Annotated in this window: 19 protein-coding genes, 1 tRNA gene and 1 pseudogene; 13 read left to right on the top strand and 8 right to left on the bottom strand. The window is 64.0% G+C overall.

From position 1 onward, the window contains the following. A pseudogene (trkD, locus tag M653_RS0122225) lies at positions 1 to 327 on the top strand (potassium transporter Kup); the annotation flags it as partial. Between the two features lie 37 nt (positions 328 to 364). Beyond that, positions 365 to 1,405 carry an aldehyde reductase gene (locus M653_RS0122220; protein WP_027145331.1) on the top strand — a complete coding sequence of 347 codons (1,041 nt, stop codon included), beginning with the start codon at positions 365 to 367 and terminating at the stop codon, positions 1,403 to 1,405. 34 nt (positions 1,406 to 1,439) lie between these two features. Here M653_RS0122220 and M653_RS0122215 read toward each other — a convergent pair whose 3' ends face one another. Then, positions 1,440 to 2,330, bottom strand: a complete 891-nt coding sequence (locus M653_RS0122215; protein ID WP_027145330.1) for an SDR family oxidoreductase — start codon at positions 2,328 to 2,330, stop codon at positions 1,440 to 1,442. 135 nt (positions 2,331 to 2,465) lie between these two features. Here M653_RS0122215 and M653_RS0122210 point away from each other — a divergent pair, with 135 nt between their 5' ends. Together M653_RS0122210 and M653_RS0122205 are read left to right on the top strand one after the other, a co-directional pair. Next, on the top strand, positions 2,466 to 2,876 hold the full coding sequence (locus M653_RS0122210; protein ID WP_027145329.1) for a helix-turn-helix domain-containing protein: 411 nt from the start codon (positions 2,466 to 2,468) through the stop codon (positions 2,874 to 2,876). A gap of 52 nt (positions 2,877 to 2,928) precedes the next feature. Continuing rightward, positions 2,929 to 4,194: an NAD(P)/FAD-dependent oxidoreductase gene (locus M653_RS0122205; protein WP_027145328.1), complete on the top strand. Its 1,266-nt coding sequence runs from the start codon at positions 2,929 to 2,931 to the stop codon at positions 4,192 to 4,194. On the opposite strand, the gene M653_RS0122200 is transcribed toward M653_RS0122205, so the two are convergent. Continuing rightward, entirely contained in the window at positions 4,142 to 4,879 is a 738-nt protein-coding gene (locus tag M653_RS0122200) for a glutathione S-transferase family protein (RefSeq protein WP_027145327.1), read from the bottom strand. The genes M653_RS0122205 and M653_RS0122200 overlap by 53 nt on opposite strands. Before the next feature lie 100 nt (positions 4,880 to 4,979). On the opposite strand from M653_RS0122200, the gene M653_RS0122195 reads away from it, so the two are divergent. Next, the gene (locus M653_RS0122195) at positions 4,980 to 5,438 is read left to right on the top strand and encodes a MarR family winged helix-turn-helix transcriptional regulator (protein WP_027145326.1); all 459 of its coding nucleotides are present in this window, start codon (positions 4,980 to 4,982) and stop codon (positions 5,436 to 5,438) included. A gap of 29 nt (positions 5,439 to 5,467) precedes the next feature. On the opposite strand, the gene M653_RS0122190 is transcribed toward M653_RS0122195, so the two are convergent. Next, positions 5,468 to 5,899, bottom strand: coding sequence for a DUF1772 domain-containing protein (locus M653_RS0122190; RefSeq protein ID WP_027145325.1), 432 nt, complete (start codon positions 5,897 to 5,899; stop codon positions 5,468 to 5,470). 150 nt (positions 5,900 to 6,049) lie between these two features. On the opposite strand from M653_RS0122190, the gene M653_RS0122185 reads away from it, so the two are divergent. Both M653_RS0122185 and ilvC read left to right on the top strand, forming a co-directional pair. Further along, the gene (locus tag M653_RS0122185; protein WP_027145324.1) at positions 6,050 to 6,703 is read left to right on the top strand and encodes a TetR/AcrR family transcriptional regulator; all 654 of its coding nucleotides are present in this window, start codon (positions 6,050 to 6,052) and stop codon (positions 6,701 to 6,703) included. A 24-nt stretch (positions 6,704 to 6,727) separates the two neighbouring features. Then, entirely contained in the window at positions 6,728 to 7,747 is a 1,020-nt protein-coding gene (gene ilvC, locus M653_RS0122180) for a ketol-acid reductoisomerase (RefSeq protein ID WP_013531065.1), read from the top strand. A gap of 101 nt (positions 7,748 to 7,848) precedes the next feature. Here the strand turns inward: ilvC and M653_RS0122175 are convergent, their stop codons facing one another. Continuing rightward, positions 7,849 to 8,457, bottom strand: a complete 609-nt coding sequence (locus tag M653_RS0122175) for a BA14K family protein (protein ID WP_027145323.1) — start codon at positions 8,455 to 8,457, stop codon at positions 7,849 to 7,851. Between the two features lie 188 nt (positions 8,458 to 8,645). On the opposite strand from M653_RS0122175, the gene M653_RS0122170 reads away from it, so the two are divergent. The 4 genes from M653_RS0122170 to M653_RS0122155 all read left to right on the top strand — a co-directional run bounded on the left by M653_RS0122170 (position 8,646) and on the right by M653_RS0122155 (position 11,358). After that, a complete protein-coding gene (locus M653_RS0122170; protein ID WP_027145322.1) occupies positions 8,646 to 9,758 on the top strand; it encodes an endonuclease/exonuclease/phosphatase family protein in 1,113 nt (370 codons plus the stop codon). A gap of 62 nt (positions 9,759 to 9,820) precedes the next feature. After that, a complete protein-coding gene (locus M653_RS0122165) occupies positions 9,821 to 10,537 on the top strand; it encodes a hypothetical protein (protein ID WP_027145321.1) in 717 nt (238 codons plus the stop codon). 144 nt (positions 10,538 to 10,681) lie between these two features. Next, positions 10,682 to 10,957, top strand: coding sequence for an Arc family DNA-binding protein (locus tag M653_RS0122160; RefSeq protein ID WP_027145320.1), 276 nt, complete (start codon positions 10,682 to 10,684; stop codon positions 10,955 to 10,957). After that, positions 10,936 to 11,358, top strand: a complete 423-nt coding sequence (locus M653_RS0122155; protein WP_027145319.1) for a type II toxin-antitoxin system VapC family toxin — start codon at positions 10,936 to 10,938, stop codon at positions 11,356 to 11,358. The genes M653_RS0122160 and M653_RS0122155 overlap by 22 nt, the downstream gene beginning before the upstream one ends. A gap of 58 nt (positions 11,359 to 11,416) precedes the next feature. Here M653_RS0122155 and M653_RS0122150 read toward each other — a convergent pair whose 3' ends face one another. The 4 genes from M653_RS0122150 to M653_RS0122135 all read right to left on the bottom strand — a co-directional run bounded on the left by M653_RS0122150 (position 11,417) and on the right by M653_RS0122135 (position 14,999). Beyond that, complete coding sequence (locus M653_RS0122150; protein WP_027145318.1) at positions 11,417 to 11,656, bottom strand: hypothetical protein; 240 nt, start codon at positions 11,654 to 11,656, stop codon at positions 11,417 to 11,419. A gap of 130 nt (positions 11,657 to 11,786) precedes the next feature. After that, positions 11,787 to 13,004 (bottom strand): ABC transporter permease, encoded by a 1,218-nt coding sequence (locus M653_RS0122145; protein ID WP_027145317.1) that lies wholly within the window; start codon positions 13,002 to 13,004, stop codon positions 11,787 to 11,789. Then, positions 13,001 to 13,708, bottom strand: a complete 708-nt coding sequence (locus M653_RS0122140; RefSeq protein ID WP_027145316.1) for an ABC transporter ATP-binding protein — start codon at positions 13,706 to 13,708, stop codon at positions 13,001 to 13,003. Before M653_RS0122140 ends, M653_RS0122145 begins: the two co-directional genes overlap by 4 nt. Positions 13,709 to 13,712: 4 nt before the next feature. Then, positions 13,713 to 14,999: an efflux RND transporter periplasmic adaptor subunit gene (locus tag M653_RS0122135; RefSeq protein WP_027145315.1), complete on the bottom strand. Its 1,287-nt coding sequence runs from the start codon at positions 14,997 to 14,999 to the stop codon at positions 13,713 to 13,715. Between the two features lie 101 nt (positions 15,000 to 15,100). On the opposite strand from M653_RS0122135, the gene M653_RS0122130 reads away from it, so the two are divergent. Then, entirely contained in the window at positions 15,101 to 16,009 is a 909-nt protein-coding gene (locus M653_RS0122130) for a PhzF family phenazine biosynthesis protein (protein ID WP_027145314.1), read from the top strand. A gap of 128 nt (positions 16,010 to 16,137) precedes the next feature. After that, positions 16,138 to 16,213, top strand: a tRNA-Lys gene (locus tag M653_RS0122125). The last annotated feature ends 74 nt before the right edge of the window (positions 16,214 to 16,287 follow it).

Raw genomic sequence — 16,287 nt, 5'->3', positions numbered from 1 at the left:
CAGCCGGTGGTGCCCGACAGCGAGCGCGTCAAGATGGAGACGGTCAACGAGCTGTTCATGCGGGTGACGCTGACTTTCGGCTATATGGAACAGCCCAACATNCCNCGCGCNCTGGCGATCTGCCGCAAGCAGGGCTGGAAGTTCGACATCATGACGACGTCCTTCTTCCTGTCGCGGCGCTCGCTCAAGGCCTCGCCCAATTCCGGCATGCCGCTATGGCAGGACCGGCTGTTCATCGGCCTGGCGCGCACGGCGGCGGATGCGACGGAGTATTTCCAGATCCCGACCGGACGTGTGGTAGAAATCGGCACGCAGGTGGCGATCTGACGAGTTCGATCGTCTCGACCCAAACGGGGAGGCTGAGATGGGCGGCGAATTGGTGCTTGTCACAGGCGGATCGGGTTTCCTCGGTGCACATTGTATTCTTGCCCTGCTGAAGGCGGGCTATCGCGTGCGCGCGACGGTGCGCTCCGCCAAGCGCGAAGCCGAAGTTATCGCCATGCTGAAGGCCGGCGGCGCCGAGCCGGGCGACAGGCTCTCCTTTGCCATCGCCGACCTCATGGCGGATGCCGGCTGGCCCGGCGCTATCGCCGGCTGCGACTATGTCCTGCATGTCGCGTCACCGTTCCCGCCCGGCGTTCCGAAGCATGAGGATGACCTGATCATCCCGGCTCGCGAAGGCGCCTTGCGCGTGCTCAGGGCGGCGCGAGACGCCGGCGTCAAACGCGTCGTGCTGACATCGTCCTTCGCGGCCATCGGCTATGGCAAGATGCCGCCCGACGGCCGGCCCTTCACCGAGGAGAGCTGGACCGATCCAACGGCCAAGGTCAGCGCCTATGTGAAGTCGAAGACGCTCGCCGAAAGCGCGGCCTGGGATTTCATCGCCGCCGAGGGTGGCGGCATGGAATTGGCGGTCGTCAATCCGGTCGGAATTTTCGGGCCTGTACTAGGGTCCGACCATTCGACCTCCACCGCATTTGTCCAGCGCATGATGAACGGTGCCATGCCAGGGCTGCCGCGCCTGTCCTTCGGCGTGGTCGATGTGCGCGACGTGGCGGACCTGCATGTGCGCGCCATGACCAATCCCGCCGCCAAGGGCGAGCGGTTTCTGGCCGTCGCCGGCGATTTCATGACTGTGCGGGCGATTGCACAGACGGTCAAGACGCGGCTCGGCGCCGCCGCGTCGCGTGTCTCGACGCGGGAGCTTCCCGATTGGCTGGTGCGGATGGTGGGGCTGTTCAACGCGGAAGCCGCGCAACTCGTGACGGAACTCGGCAAGGTCAAGAATGCTACCAACGCAAAGGCGGTGCGCATGCTCGGCTGGGCGCCGCGCTCGCGCGAGGACGCGCTCGCCGCCACCGGAGAAAGCCTGGTCCGGCTCGGGCTTGTCAAAACGCCGAAATAGCGCGGCGGGAGAAAGACTTCCCGCCGCGCTGGTTTCAGCCCGCCAGTGCGGCCTTGTTAGCCTCGAGGAACTGCTTCAGCGGTACCGACTTCCGGCCGGAAAGCTTTTCGACGGAGTCCGTCACCATGCCAAGGCCGCCAGCGCGCGTGGCAGCGTCGAAGGATACGAGAAGCCGGGCGATGGGCTCGGGAAGGCCTGCGCTCTTCATCCCCTCGGTCAAGGCTTCGTCCGAGAGCTGAATGACCTGGATCGGCTTGCCGGTGACTTCGGTGACAAGTGCCGCGACTTCGGCTGACGTATAGGCCTTGGGGCCGGTCAGCGTATACGTCTTGCTTTCGGTGTTGTCCGAAGCCAGCCCCGCGGCTATGGCGGCGGCGAGATCGTCACGCGCGCCATAGGAAATGGCGCCGTCGGCCGCGGACGTATACCATTGGCCCGAAGCGAGGATCTGCGGCATCGCCATGAACAGGTTCTCGTCATACCAACCATTGCGGAAGATCGTGTAGGGGATGCCGCTCGCCTTGATCGCCTGTTCGGTGTCGTAATGGTCGGGCGCGAAGAGCACTGGCGAACCCGGCTCCGTGTTGGGCATCGAGGTGTAGAGCAGGTGGGCGATGCCCGCCTGCCTGGCTGCCGCGACGGCGGCAAGCTGCTGTTCGCGCCGCTTTCCCTGGATCGCCAGCTCGTTGGTCGAAATGATGAGCGCCCGGTCGGCGCCGGCGAAAGCGTCGGCGAGCGAGGCTTGATCGTCGAAATCAGCCTCGCGAACGGTGACGCCGCGCGCTGACAGGTCGGCAAGATTGGCGGGCGTGCGGGTCGTGGCGATGATCCGGGCCGCCGGCACCTCTAATGTGTCCAGCAGATGGTTGATGACGCTGCGGCCGAGCTGGCCGGACGCGCCGGTGACGAGAAGAGTTGCGGTCATGGAGGATCCTGACATTGCGCCGGAAGGGCGGTTCGGGTGGTGATCTCAAAAAGAGACCAGCACTAAAATAGGAATTGACCCGCTGCCGTAAAGAAGGCAGTTTTTCGGGAGGTAGGCACACGCAGGGAACCAGTCATGGACAGCCGGACCGTCAATCTGAAATCCAAACTCGAAGTCTACAAAGCCATGACCGAAGGCGGAAACATTGCCGATTGCCCCGTCCGCGACGTCATTCAGGGGCTCAATGGCAAATGGAGCTCGCTGTTGACGGCGGCCCTGGCCGAGCAGCCCTATCGCTTCGGCGAGCTGCGGCGGCTGGTGCCCGACATTTCGCAGCGCATGCTGACCCAGACGCTCCATGATCTGCAGCGCGACGGCTATGTGCGTCGCGAAGTGTTTCCGACCAAGCCGCCCAGCGTCGAATACAGCCTGACCGACCTTGGGCGCTCGATGTTCGACGCTTTGCAGCATTTGTTGCAATGGGCTGAAAACAACCACGATGCGGTGCGCGACGCCCGCACTGCCTTCGATTCAACGCCGGCTTGACCAGCCGGCAGCCTTCGGCGTCGCGACTTGATTTCGTCCGGCGGCTGAAGGATTGTCCCGGCCAGTGCGGCTTGGGGGCAACAGCATTTCCTACGATATCGCAATTGCAGGCGCCGGTCCGGCTGGGCTGGCCATGGCGCTCTATCTCAGGCGTGCCGGGCACCGGGTCACCATCTTCGAGCGCTTCGAGGAACCGAAGCCGGTCGGCTCCGGGTTGATCCTGCAGCCGACCGGATTGACGGTGCTTGCCGACCTCGGCCTGCTCGACGACATCATGGCACTGGGCAGCAGGATCGACCGGCTGCATGGCGCCGATGCCTCCACCGGCCGCACCGTGCTCGACGTCCGCTACGACGCCCAGCACGGCGGCCGCTTCGGCCTGGCGGTGCACCGGGCGGCCCTGTTCGGCGTGCTGTTTCGCGCTGCCCGGCGTGAGGCTATCGCCATCGAAACCGGCGTCGAAATCGAGACTTTGGACATCGGCGACCGGGCGACGCTGGTCCGTGGCAATGGACGAAGGGCAGGGCCGTTCGATCTTGTCGTCGACGCCAGCGGTTCGCGTTCGAAACTGCGGCAGTGCGCCGGCAATGCCGGGGCACCACGACCACTCACCTATGGCGCATTATGGGCATCGCTGGATTGGCGAGGCGAGGGCTTTGACGAGCACGCGCTTTTGCAGCGCTACGACAAGGCCAGTGTGATGATCGGCGTGCTGCCGATCGGCCGGCCGGAGCCGGGTTCCGAAAGGATGGCGGCATTCTTCTGGAGCCTGAAACCGGCGGATGCCGATGCCGTGCGCAACCTTGGCATCGATGCCTGGAAGGAGCGGGTGGTGCGGCTGTGGCCGCAGGTCGAGGCGTTCACCAACCAGATCGGCAGTTTCGACCAGCTCTCGCTGGCCCGCTATGGCCATCACACGATGAAGTCTCCGGTTGGCCGGCGGTTGGCCGTGATCGGCGACGCCGCGCATTCGACCAGTCCGCAGCTTGGCCAGGGCGCCAACATGGCGCTGCTCGACGCCGCGGCGCTCAGCCATGCGCTGGAGCGAACGGGCAGCGTCGAGGCTGCGCTCGAAGGCTATGCGAAAGCGCGGCGCTGGCATGTGCGGGCCTTCCAGGCGCTGTCGCTGGCATTCACGCCCTTCTACCAGTCGGACTCCGTGGCGCTGCCTTTCATCCGCGACAGGCTGGTGGCGACGATCGCCAAGATTCCGCCGGCGCCGCGGTTCCTGGCCTCGATGGTGGCCGGCACGGTGATCGATCCGTTCAGGCGGGCAGGGCTTGCCGAAGCGCGCTGGCCGGATCGCGTTGCCGAATGAGGCTCGATAGAAAAGACCCCTTCGCCCACAGGAAAGCATGCAGGCGCTGCGGATAGTCCGGCGCCACGGCTTGCCTGATCGACCGGCGGTCGCTCAACGCTTCGCGCCAGGCCTGGACAAGCGGCTTGCCTTCCAAGATGCCGAAATCGCCGATCCGGTCGAAGGTGTCGAGGTAGCGGAAGACCGGACCGTAAACGGCATCGACGAGGGAAAACCGGCTGCCAGCGAACCATGGCCCGCTCCGCAGGGTATCGTTAGCGAGTTCAGCCTCAAGGCGGTCAAACATCGCCGACAGCGCGCTGGACTCGGCGAGGAGGCCGGCCTCGCTCGGCGCTGAATAGAACCGGCCGATGGCGCCGAGGATGGCTGAGCCATACTCGATCCAGGCACGGTGCCGGGCGCGGGCGTAGGGGTCGGCAGGGTGGAGCGGATTGGCCTGTGTTTCCTCGAGGAATTCGAGGATGACCGCGGATTCGAAGATTATCGTCTCGTCGCCATTTTGCCGTACGCGCAGCAGCGGCACCTTGCCGAGCGGCGAGATCGCCTTGAACCAGTCCGGCTTGTCGGCGAGGTCGATGTCGATCCGCTCGAACGGGACGCCTTTCTCGGCCAGCGAGATCGCCGCACGCTGGACATAGGGGCAGAGTGGATGGCTGACGAGAATGAGGGTGTCGGCGGGTTTCATGGAATGTGCCTTTCGATATCGATGCAACTGCATTTATGTAGATGCGTATGCATTGATCGTCAAGCTTGATGCATCTGCATCTATCTCTTAGGATACGGCCATGACAGAGACAGCCATGCCTTCGCCTGATGCCATCAAGGTCTGGGCCCGCCTGATGCGGGTTTCGCGCCAACTGATGGAACGTGCCGAGGACGCGCTGAAGGAAGACGGCCTGCCGCCGCTTGCATGGTACGACGTGCTGCACGAGCTTGCCGAGGCCGGCGAGGGCGGCTTGCGGCCATTTCAACTGATCGAACGCACTCTGTTTGCGCAATACAACATCTCGCGGCTGTTGGCCCGGCTCGAGGCCGACGGGCTGGTCGAGAAACTGCCAGTGGCCGATGACGGCCGTGGGCAAACCATTCGCATCACGGCCAGGGGACGTGAGACGCGCCGCCGGATGTGGGCGGTCTACGGACGCTCGATCGCCGAACTGGTGGGTGCCAAGCTCTCGCTGGATGAGTTGAGTACGGTCTCGGCACTGCTCGGCCAGCTGCGCCATCCGCCTGCCGCGGACTGATTCCGCAGAGACGAGCCCGGCCTGGCGGGTCAAGGCAGATGGCTGCCCCAGAGAAAAGACAGCGTCGCCAGCACACCGAGCGCCGCGCGAACCAGGTGCAGATTGCCCCATCTGACGATCAGCGCCCTGGCCTGCGGATTGACCGCTTCCGGGTCCATTGCCTCCAGCGCTCGATTGGTCGGCATCATCACAACAAGGGTCCACGGCCAGGGCAGGATGATCGCCACCGCGCCGCCGAGAAAGGCAAGCCCGCCGGTCTGCCACCAGGCGACAAGGCCGAGAACGCAGGCGACGATGGCGATCGATGCCTGCATGGCCGCACCGCGTTTGTAGGAAGGCTGCCATTCCTGGAGCCGGGACCTGTCATCCAGCCGCAACCGCGCCGGCTGCTCGGCCACGCTGACATAGATCGCCGCACCGGTGAACACAGCGGCTATGGCCAAGGCCAGCAAACCGGCCAACATGTTTCCCCTTCAGGACGGCGGCAGCGAAGCCGACCGGAGAGAAATAGGGCTTGCCAGGTTCAGTGCAATAGGCCATAGAAGGCCGAACCGTAACGTACGGTACGGCTTGCCGAAAATGACTGGCTTGGCCGTCCGCGAGGGAAGAGCGTGTTGCACATCGTGCCCGACATCGACAACAGCGAGACCCTGACGGAGCGGCAGAAGACCGTCCTGGATGCGGCACTGCGGCTGCTGGTCGAGGAAGGCGACGACCTGACCATGACCGCAGTGGCGCGGCGTGCGAGCTGTTCCAAGGAAACGCTCTACAAATGGTTCGGCGACCGCGACGGGCTGCTGACGGCGACCGTGCAGTGGCAGGCGTCGAAGGTGCGGGTGGCGCAGGTTGACGGGAAGGGACTCGGCCTTGCCTCGCTGACGGCGAGCCTGGAGCGCTTTGCCTGCGACTGGCTCAAGGTCATTTCAAGCGATACCTCGATCGCGCTCAATAGGGTGGCGGTTGGTCATGCGGGGTCGGGTAAGGACAATCTCGGCGCCGTCGTGCTGGAGAATGGGCGCTTTGCACTGGCCAAGCGGCTGAAGCCGGTGCTGGAAGCCGGCCGGCAGGCAGGGCTCCTTGAATTTGCGGATGCCGAGACGGCATTCCGTACCTTTTTCGGGCTGGTTGGCCGGGATGTGCAGATACGTCTGCTGCTCGGTGACCGGCTGGAATTGACTGAGGCGGCGATCGGCGGCGATGCCATCCGCGCGACGCAACAGTTTCTCGCTCTTTTCGGAGCAAAAACCGGGCCTCAAGGCCTTTGATCTTCAAAACGGGAAGGAAGTAAAATGCGTGTCTATTACGATCGTGATGCCGATCTCAACCTGATCAAGGGCAAGAAGGTCGCCATCATCGGCTATGGCAGCCAGGGCAGGGCGCATGCGCTCAACCTCAAGGATTCCGGCGCCAAGGAGATCGCCATCGGCCTCAAGGCCGGCTCGGCGACCGCCAAGAAAGTCGAGGCCGACGGGCTCAAGGTAATGAGCGTCGCCGATGCCGCCAAATGGGCCGACCTGATGATGATGGCAACCCCCGACGAATTGCAGGCCGACATCTACAAGAACGAGATCGCGCCGAACATCCGCGACGGCGCCGCGATCGCCTTCGCGCACGGCCTCAACGTGCATTTCGGCCTCATCGAGCCGAAGTCGACCGTCGACGTCGTCATGATCGCGCCGAAGGGCCCGGGCCACACGGTGCGCGGCGAATACCAGAAGGGCGGCGGCGTGCCGTGCCTGGTCGCCGTCAACCAGGACGCCTCGGGCAACGCGCTCGACCTCGCTCTCTCCTATGCCTGTGGCGTCGGCGGCGGCCGTTCGGGCATCATCGAGACCAATTTCCGCGAGGAATGCGAGACCGACCTGTTCGGCGAGCAGGTCGTGCTGTGCGGCGGCCTGGTCGAACTGATCCGCGCCGGCTTCGAGACGCTGGTGGAAGCCGGTTACGCGCCGGAAATGGCCTATTTCGAGTGTCTGCACGAGGTCAAGCTGATCGTCGACCTGATCTATGAAGGCGGTATCGCCAACATGAACTACTCGATCTCCAATACCGCCGAATGGGGCGAATACGTCTCGGGTCCGCGCATCATCACCGCCGAGACCAAGGCCGAGATGAAGCGCGTGCTGAAGGACATCCAGACGGGAAAATTCACCTCGGAGTGGATGCAGGAATACCGCGCCGGCATGTCGCGCTTCAAGGGCATCCGCCGCAACAATGACAGCCACCAGATCGAGGAAGTCGGCGCCAAGCTGCGTGCGATGATGCCGTGGATTTCCAAGAACAAGCTGGTCGACAAGGCCAAGAACTGAGCGAAATCAAAACGTCCGAAGCCCTCTAACTTCGAACGGTCAAAACCAAAAACGGCGCCAGGTGGCGCCGTTTTCATTTTCTCGCATCAGCCGCAGCCAGCTCAGCTATAGGGCGACCAGCACTGCTGGCGCGGGCCGTTGTAGGGCTGGAACGTGTTGTCGTAGGCGCGATATGAACGGTAGCGGTTGTAGCACCACCGGACATGGGCGCTCGAAAGCCGGCCGGCGCGGTAGTAGCGGCGCGGCGCCGGCGTATAGTAATCGTAGTTGCTATAGTTGTTGTACATGCTGCCAAGGCCGAGCCCCAGACCAAGACCGAGGATTGCGGCGGCGCCATCATCGTAGTAGCCGCCGTGATAATGGCGGCGGCCATGGCGCCAGCGCCAGTCATCGCCGCGACTCCAGTTACCGCCACCATTCCAGTGGCGGCCGCTCCAGTTGCCTCCGCCATGCCAGTGGCGGCCGCTCCAGTTGCCACCACCATTCCAGTGGCCGCCGTTCCAGTTCCGGCGCCATCTCCAATCGCCGCCATTGTTGTTGCCGCCGGCCCAGCCTTCGCGGACCGGGGTGACCGTTGGCGCGGCGGTGCTCGCCGGGATCGATACATCGGGCTGCAGGATCGGACCGGCGGCGGATGGCGCCGTGATACCGGAGACAATACCGAGCGCAATCAGCCCGGATTTGACAGTGGAAGAAAAGAGCGAATCCATTGCACTCTCCAAGAGAACAGGCCCCACGCCTACCCTGGGAATGGGCCTACTGTGGGCCTTTGCGTCTGAACGGCGGATGAACGGAAAGGTTCCGTCAACCATAGGGCGAAGGCCACCAGGACCAAAGCATCCCTGCTTGTGGTCCCGCGATCTTGTTTTCCGCCGCTCTTGCAGGCAAATGTCATGGCATGTCGCTGCGCCTTGCCACCTTCAATGTCGAGAACCTGATGAACAGGTTCGATTTTTCCGGCTATCGCAACCAGCTCAACGAGGATCGCACGCTGGCGATGTTCGATATCCAGAGCGAGGCCGAATACAAGATACTGGAGCAGGCGCGCGCCATCGCGCAATCCGACGACACGCGCCAGCTGACGGCACTGGCCATCGCCGCCACCCGCGCCGACATCATCTGCATGCAGGAAGTCGACAACATCGAAGCGCTGAAGGCGTTCGAGTACGGCTATCTGTTCAAGATGGTGGGGCAGGGTTACCGCCAGAAATACACCACGTCGGGCAATGATTCGCGCGGCATCGATGTCCCCGTGATGATGCGCAACGAAACCGCGCAGGGACAGCCGATCGAATTCGTTCGCATGACCAGCCACGCCTATGTCACCTACGAGCAGTTCGGGTTGCACACGCCGGAGCTGGCGGCCCTCGGCAACCTGCCCAATGAACGCATCTTCCGACGCGACTGCCTGGAAGTCGACATCAAGGTGGGCGGCGCGCCGATGACGCTTTATCTCGTGCACTTCAAGTCGATGGGCTCGCCCCGCAACGGGCTCGACGGACGCGAAGCGACAATGCCGGTGCGCGTCGCGGAAGCGCAGGCCGTGCGGCGCATCATCGAGGAGCGTTTCGGTGTGGATCATGCCGCCGACAAGCGCTGGGCGATCTGCGGCGACATGAACGATTACCGCCAGCGGGTGAAGATCGCCGGCGATGAGGTGGACGGCTACCGTTTCGAGGTGGTTGACGAGAACCTGTCCTGCATCAATGTGCTGACAGCGGGCGGGTTCTGCGAAAACGTGGTGGAGCGGCGGCCGGAAATGAACCGCTGGACCTTCTATCACACACGCGGACCCGAAGAGCGGCATCTGTGCCAGCTCGACTATATCCTGCTTTCCAGGGGACTGGCGGCGAAGAACGCCACCGCGGTTCCCGACATCGTCCGCAACGGTCAGCCCTGGCGCACGATCTTTCCCGCGGGCCAGGAAGTCGAGCGCTTCCCGCGCGCCGGCTGGGATCGGCCCAAGGCTTCGGACCACTGCCCGGTGGCGATCACGCTGGACATGGCCTGATGGGGAGTGTGGGCATGATGGGGAGTATGGGGCCTGATGGGCAGGATCGGGCCTGAGCCGACATGAGCTTTGATCTTCCACGCAATGTCATCCTGCCGGTCGATGCCATCGATGTGCGCCTCGATGCCGGCCCGCATCCCTTCGCGGTGGATAATGCCGGGGCGATCGCCGAGAACTGGCAGAGCGAAATCGAGACCAATCCGGCGCTCTTCGACGGCACGGTGGTTCTGCTTTCGGAACTTGCCTATCGCGACCGCAGTCTCATTGGCCTCTGCCATGCGGTCAACTACTCGACCTTCATGCTGTGGCGGAAGCGGCGCGAGAATTCCGGCGCCGAACACGCCTATGCCCATGCCGTGCTGGTGGCCGGCGACAATGCGCTGGTGGCGATCCGCATGGGACCGCGAACCGTCAATGCCGGCCGGGTCTATTTCGCCGCCGGTTCGTTCGAGCCGACCGATTTCCGCGATGGGCTGGTCGATGTCGATTTCAACATGATCCGCGAGGTGCGCGAGGAGACCGGCCTCGACCTGTCGGATGCCAGGCGCGGGATGCGCTGGCACGCGCTGTCGACGGCAAGCGGCACCGTCATCTTCCGCCGCTATCACGTCGACGAGCCTGCCGATGAGATAGCGCGCCGAATCTTGGCCTTCGTCGCCACCGAAGCCGATCCGGAGATCGAGGGGCCGGTGATCATCCGCCATGCCGACGACCTGCCGGACGGTCTGTCGCCGCACATGAAGCCCCTGATCGAGTGGCATTTCGCGAACGGAAACTAAAATTTCGTGCCGATGTCACGATCGCAGATGCGATGGTTCGAGTGGCTTCTTGCAGATGATAAAACCGTACGCGGGCTGTCGCGTAATGATGGCAAATTTGCAATATTGCTATCAATGACATCATCGTAGCTTGGGATGATATCAATGAGTGCTGTAACGATCCGCAATTTGCCAGAGGAAACGCTCCGCGCCTTGAAGGTGCGGGCAGCGCACCACGGCCGCAGCACCGAATCCGAAATGCGTGAAATCCTGGAAACGGCCGTGCGGCCAGCCAATCGGGTCAAACTCGGCTCCCTGCTCGCCGCCATCGGCCGCGAGGCCGGATTGTCTCAAGAGGATGTCGATACCTTGCAACAGCTTCGCGACAAAACACCGGGCGAGCCGGTGCGGTTCGAACGATCCTCATCGACATCAATGTAGTTTCTGAGCCGTGGAAACCTGCACCCGATCCCCGTGTCATCGCATGGATCGACGCGCAGGCCGTCGAAACCCTGCATCTATCGGCCGTCACCGTGGCTGAGCTACGTTTCGGTATCGCGGCGATGCCTGCCGGCAAGCGCCGCACGATCCTGCATGATCGTCTCGAGCAGGACGCGCTGCCGCTGTTTGCAGGCCGTATTCTGCCCTTCGATCTCGACGCGTCGCGCGCCTATGCCATCCTGATGGTACAGGCGAGAGCCGCAAGCAAGGCGATCGGCAAGGCGGACGGCTATATCGCGGCCACTGCCGCGGTACACGGCCTCACGGTCGCCACCCGCGACACCAGCCCATTCGCGGCCGCCGGGTTGAACACCGTCAATCCGTGGGAAAGCGCGCTGTAGTCCCGCCTGCCACCTGTTGGCGCCACGGCCGGGATGAATGATCTCGTGGGGAGGAGGCCTATGATGCCTTGCTTTTGAGTGCCTTGCGGTCGTTGCGCGCGGCGACGAAGAACAGGATGAAGCCGATGCCCAGCAAGCCGCCCATCGCCATACCCATGGTCTGGCCGACGACCGCCTGGAAATCCGGTTTGACGCGATCGGGATTTGCCATCCCGTAATCGGCGAGATACCACCAGATGCCTGCCAGGACAGCTTCGATGACCACCATTGTCAGGACCACGCGCGCCTTCTTGCTCATCAGCTGCTCCTCGACCAGAAATGCCTTGGCATAACATCGCCAACACAGCGACGACAGGTCGGGCGGGGCGGAAACGTCGAAGGTTGTGTAAAACCGGCTCGGAGTGCCGGGCGCCTTTGCAGCTTGCTCGTTACTCATGCCTTAGCGCGTCGATCGGATCGAGCCTGGCGCCGCGCAGGGCCGGGAAGAAGCCGAACACCATGCCGATCAGCGCGGAGAAGCCGACGGCGAGCAGGATGACCGCCGGGCTTGGCGCGAAGGGTATGGTCAAGGTCATCGAGGCGAGGCCGGCCAGCGCCAGGCCAATCAGGATGCCGATGATGCCGCCGAGCAGCGACAGCACCGTCGCCTCGACCAGGAACTGGATGAGGATGTGCTTTTCATGCGCGCCGATGGCGAGCCTGATGCCGATCTCGCGGGTTCGCTCGGTGACCGACACCAGCATGATGTTCATGATGCCGATGCCGCCGACCAGCAGGCTGACGCCGGCGACCGCGCCCTGCATGCCGGTCATCGTCGTGGTTGCGCTGGCCATGGCGTCGGCGATCTGGGTCATGTCGCGGATGGCGAAATCGCTTTCGCGGTCCGGGGTTATACGGCGTGCATCGCGCAAAATATCCTCGACGCGCGGCTGCAATTCGGTGGTCGGCGTGCGGTCGTCGGCGGCGATGTAGATGTTGTCGATATCGCGGTTGCCGGCGATGCGGCGCTGATAGGCGGCGAGCGGCATCAGCACGACATTGTCCTGGTCCTGGCCGAAGCCGGTATAGCCCTTCGGCTCGAGAAGGCCGACGATCTTGCAGGAGGTGCGGTTGACGCGGATGATCTCACCCTCGGGATCGCCGGCGCCGAAGAATTGCTGGCGCACCGTCTCGCCGATCAGGCACACGCCGGTGCCCGAACGGGTTTCGGAATCGCTGAACGGGCGGCCGGACACCAGTTTCCAGTCGCGCGCGTCGAGATAGGCGCTGTCGGTGCCGGTGACGCCTGAGGTCAGGCTTTCGGTGCCGAAGATGACGCGGACCTGCTTCTGCGATGCCGGCGAGATGGCGCGCGCGCCGGAGAGATGCGCAACCAGCGCCGCCAGGTCCTTTTCCGCCAGCGGCCGCACCGCCTGGTCGAGCCCGCCCGGACCTCCGGGACCGGCCGGGCGTCCGGCCCGGACGACCAGCAGATTGCTGCCGAGTTTGGAGATGTCGGCCTTGACCTTTTGCGTGGTGCCGGAGCCGATGGTCAGCATGGCAATGACGGCGGCGACCCCGATGACGATGCCGAGCAAGGTCAGGAACGAACGCAGCACGTTGCGGCGGATCGAGCGCAGCGAGAGGCGGATGGCTTCCCAGATCATGCCGTCTCCATGTTCATTGTGTCGGAGGCGACATGGCCGTCGAGGAAGCGGATGGTGCGCTCAGCATATTCGGCGACATCGGCCTCGTGCGTGACCATGGCGACGGTCAGGCCAAGCTCCTTGTTCAGCCGCGTCAGCAGTTCCATGATTTCGTGGGTGCGAGCCGTGTCGAGATTGCCGGTCGGCTCGTCGGCGACGAGCAGCGTCGGCCTGGTGACGATGGCGCGTGCGATCGCCACGCGCTGCTGCTGGCCGCCGGAGAGCTCGGCCGGCGTGTGATGCTCGCGGCCGACAAGGCCGACCTCAGCCAGCGCCTGCATGGCAAGGTCGCGGCGCTCGCGGGCGGCGACGCCGCGATAAATCAGCGGCAGTTCGACGTTCTCCGCCGCGGTGGTGCGGGCCAAGAGATTGTAGCCCTGGAAGACGAAGCCGACATAAAGGTTGCGCAGCATGGCGCGGCGGTTGCGGTCGAGCCGGCCGGCATCGACGCCCATGAAGGAGTAGGTTCCGGCCGTCGGCGTGTCGAGGCAACCGATGATGTTCATTGCCGTTGACTTGCCGGAGCCCGACGGACCCATGATGGCGACGAATTCGCCGCGCCGGATGGCAAGGTCTACGCCGGCCAGCGCATGCACCTTGGCTTCGCCTTGGCCGTAGCTCTTCCAGACCGTGTCGAAGGTGATGAGGGGCGCGCCCGCGGCCATAGCCTCAGCTCCGCGACTGCGAGGCGGTGATGATCTGCGCTCCTTCCTCCAGGCCGGAGGTGATCTCTGTCAGTTCGCCATCGGTGGAGCCGATCTTGACGTTGACCGGATGCGGCCGGCCGTTCTCCAGCACATAGAGCGTGCGAGAACCATCGGTCGGGGCCTTCGCCGCCTGGCGTTGGCGGTCGGGGCGACCCATGCGGCCGGTGAACAGGTCGCTGAGACTCCAGCCACGCGGGGCCTGCTGCGCCGGTCGGTAGCGGAAGGCGCTGGCCGGCACGGTGAGCACATCCTTGGCCTGCCGGGTAACGACCGAAACGGTAGCGGTCATGCCCGGGCGCAGCAGAAGTTCGCTGTTGTCGACCTCAAGCCGCGCATTGTAGGTGACGACCCCATCCGTCGTGACCGAGGCATAGGAAATGTCGCGGATCTCGGCATCGAACGGCCGGTCGGGGAAGGCGTCGACGGTGAAGCGGGCATGCTGGCCTGACTTGACCGCGCCGATGTCGGCTTCGTCGACCGCCGCCACCAGCTCCATGTTCCTCAAATCCGCGGCGATGATGAACAGCACCGGCGCCTGCAGCGAAGAGGCGACCGTCTGGCCGGGGTCGACCGAACGGGTCAACACGATGCCGTCGATCGGCGCGTAGATGGTGCTGTTGGCGAGATCGGTCTGCTGCGATTTCAAGTCTGCATTGGCGATGGCGAGATTGGCCTCGGCGCTGTCGAGTGCAGTCTTGGAGCGGTCGCGGGTCGCGGTCGCGGCCTCGAGCGACTGGTCGGTGGCCATGCCGCGCTTGGTCAGGGCCGCCGCGCGGACAAGCGCGCTCTCGTTCTCGGAGAGCGTCACCCGGGCGTCCTCGACATTGGCAGCCGCCCCTTGTGCGGACGCTTCGGCCCGTTCGATCTGGACCTGCAGCTTGGCGGTGTCGAGTGCAGCCAGCACGTCGCCCTTCTTCACCTGCCGGTTCTCGTTGACCGTGACCGAGCGTATGATGCCGGAGAGCTGGCTTGATATGTCGACCTGGGTGAGGGGTTGCAGCGTGCCAGTCGCCGAAACCTGGACGGTGAGGTCGGCCTTGGCGGCCGGCACTGTCGTATAGTCGATCTTGGTCGGCGTGCCGGCATACCATTGGTAGCCGGCAAAAGCCGCGACGAGGACGATCAGCGCCAGCAGCGCGTAGAGCCGACCGCGGCGGCGCGTCCTGCGCCGGCCGATCTGGTCGAGCCCTAGCGCCGTCTCAATGGCGGAATCCGATTCCGCCTTTGGCAGATTGACAATCTGGTCCACGTCGGACCCCTATTATGCGCAATGTCCCTGTCTGTGCACAGATCAGGCTTATCGGTTCAAATATCAAATTAAATTTCGCCCATGTTGGGATTGAGGCAGGAATGCAAACCCGGAATTACTTGCTTTACGATGTGTTTACGACCGAGCGACTGGCCGGCAACCCGCTGGCGGTGGTGTTGGATTGCAAAGGTCTGGACACCGCCGCGATGCAAGCCATCGCGCGCGAGTTCAACCTGTCCGAATCGGTCTTCGTGCTGCCGCCGGACAATCCCAAGCACCGAAACCGCATCCGCATCTTTACCCCCGATTATGAAATGCCGTTCGCCGGCCACCCGACGGTGGGCTCGGCCATCGCGCTGGCGGAACTGGCCGGTGAGGGCGGCGCCGGCATCTTCGTGCTGGAAGAAAACATCGGTCCGGTGCGTTGCGCGGTCAGCAAGCACGATGGCGCCACCTTCGCCGAATTCGACCTGGCCATGCTGCCGGAGCCGCTGAAGCTCGACGCCGATCCGGAGGCGATCGGCGCGGCACTCGGCCTGACACCGCACGAGATCGGCTTCGAGAATCACCGCGTCGCCTTCTGGTCGGCGGGCGTGCCCTATGTGACCATCCCGGTCGCCAACCTCGAGGCGGCGGGCCGGATCCGGCTGGACAACCAGGCGTGGTCGGAACTGGCGCCGCGCAAGAGCGAATGGGCCTTCGCCAGCCCGTACGTCTATTGCCGTGAAACGGTGAATCACGAGAGCGCGTTCCATGTGCGCATGATCGTGCCCGGCACGCCGTCCTACGAGGACCCGGCGACCGGTTCGGCGGCGGCGGCCTTCGCCGGCGCCATCATGCATTTCGACGGCCCGACGGACGGGGTTTCGCAATTGTGGATCGAGCAGGGACTGGAGATGGGGCGGCCATCGCGCATCCGCCTCGAACTGACTGTGCAAGGCGGAAAGCTGGCGTCCGCGCGCATTGGCGGCAACGCGATCAAGGTGGCGGAAGGCAAGCTTTTCGTCTGATCGCCTCCGCATTCCTTCCCGGCACGACAAGGCTTGTTGCGATTTGTCGGGAAATGATTCCAGCAGGGCTGGACAGGACCGGTGTCGGCGGCTATATGCCCGCCAACGCCGGTTTTTGCCGGCCGAGTGGGTGCGTAGCTCAGTTGGTAGAGCAGCTGACTCTTAATCAGCGGGTCCACAGTTCAATCCTGTGCGCACCCACCAAAATCTAACAAAATCAGTTTGTTGGACGAGGTGAGGGACCCCGTGGATGCAGGCGGAAGTCCGTGTCCGCATTG

Origin of the sequence: Mesorhizobium sp. WSM3626, assembly GCF_000513935.1 — a bacterium.
Lineage (GTDB): Bacteria > Pseudomonadota > Alphaproteobacteria > Rhizobiales > Rhizobiaceae > Mesorhizobium > Mesorhizobium salmacidum.
The sequence above is the reverse complement of the archived record's forward strand: the minus strand, read 5'-3'. Positions and strand labels throughout refer to the sequence as shown.